Genomic DNA, 1,463 nt, shown 5'->3' with positions numbered 1-1,463 from the left:
TGTTTCAGTCAAGGAAAAACAAGAAAAAATGTTATTCCTCACACACCCGCCAAACAACTCGTCGGGCAGGCCCGCCAAAATGCGCGTCTGGCAAGAAGTATTTTAAGTATAATTAAAGAATTTAAGCAACTATAACCTCAACAGGAAGTGGTTGTTTAATCCCAAGAGTCTTGGCCACATAAAGCTTCTCGATTCCTATTACTTTCCCATCTTTATCCTTTTTTAGAATAATACCTTCCCCCGCCTCTTCACAGATATGTTCATCTTTTGGATTACCAAACCATATATCCATGGTGTCACTCTCCTTGAGGGCAAATAGGGACAGCGACCGTTTGTGCATCATTAAGTATTTATTCCCCTGCTTCCATCAAGACATGGTTATATAATTCATTACTTATCCAAAAACCTCGATTAATTAACTCATTCAGTAAAGGGTTTATCTCCTTTATTAATTCCTTTTTCTGTGCCTTTAGAAGCAACCCGAGAGTACCTGTATACTTTAAACCTTTGTGCTCTGCGATCTTCCTCGCCCAATACTCGTCTACCAAAACCAGATCTGCCCCAATTTCTTCAGATAAAGAAATCGTTTCCGCCTCGCCTTCATCCAAATCAAATTCAAGATATTTCTTATACAAGGATGACAGAGTTTTCACTTCAATCCAATTAATTGAACCTACTTCACTCCCCGGTCTTCCTTTACCTCGGATTAATTCTCTATAAACTGCTTCTGGAATTATAATTCTCTGATAAAGATCTTGAAGAATTTCCAATTTGCCCAGGGAAGAAAGGGCGATCAATACCGTGCTATCGGCGACAACCAGCCTATTTTCAGGCATTCTCTACATCCCTCGCCAGTTGTTTCCTGTCAAGTTTAAAGATGGATACCTTGTGTTCACCCAGTACCTTTATAAAATTATACTTGTCTATACCGGCAAGGTTTGCAGCCTTACCCAGGGAAAGTCTGTTGAGTTCATAGAGTTTCACTGCTGCTAATACTTTGACTTCCTGCAAAAAATGATCTTCATCCTCTTTTAATGAGATAAGAATATCTTCAGGATACTTAAAGCTTGCTTCTTTTATCATCTTGCATTACCTCCTTTATAAAAATTCAGAGAAAAGAGGACAGGCTTTTTTTTCATGCCCTCCTCATTTTTCTTTGATCTTCCCACGGGTCTTATTTTAAATTCTTCTCAATAATCATTTTTTAAATAGGGAATCGGCGTCGCATCTGGACAAATGACAATTGATTAACAAACGCAATCCAAACTACGTTACAGAAACCCGGGGTCAGACCTTGAAAGCAGAATATGCCTTCACTACTCATATCAATTCTAACGGTCTCCTTTTTGTCATGCTTTAGCAAGGTTCGTCTGGGGTCGGACCAAGCTAACATGTTGTTTCAATGACACTTAACTCCTAAATATAGGTGTTTTTAGCCCTTAAAATGTCCTTTTTGGGGCCAA

At 39.0% G+C, this 1,463-nt stretch carries 3 protein-coding genes; all 3 read right to left on the bottom strand.

The annotated features are described in order from the left end of the window. Positions 1–121: 121 nt before the first annotated feature. From NUV40_02185 to NUV40_02175, 3 genes are read right to left on the bottom strand one after another with little or no spacing between them, the layout of a single operon-like run. Entirely contained in the window at positions 122–343 is a 222-nt protein-coding gene (locus NUV40_02185) for a DUF2283 domain-containing protein (GenBank protein MCR4342697.1), read from the bottom strand. Positions 344–350: 7 nt separating this feature from the next. Next, entirely contained in the window at positions 351–836 is a 486-nt protein-coding gene (locus tag NUV40_02180; protein ID MCR4342696.1) for a DUF3368 domain-containing protein, read from the bottom strand. After that, entirely contained in the window at positions 829–1,083 is a 255-nt protein-coding gene (locus NUV40_02175; protein ID MCR4342695.1) for a UPF0175 family protein, read from the bottom strand. The genes NUV40_02180 and NUV40_02175 overlap by 8 nt, the downstream gene beginning before the upstream one ends. Positions 1,084–1,463 lie beyond the last annotated feature (380 nt).

This window comes from Patescibacteria group bacterium, assembly GCA_024654625.1.
Taxonomy (GTDB): Bacteria; Patescibacteriota; Minisyncoccia.
The sequence above is the reverse complement of the archived record's forward strand: the minus strand, read 5'-3'. Positions and strand labels throughout refer to the sequence as shown.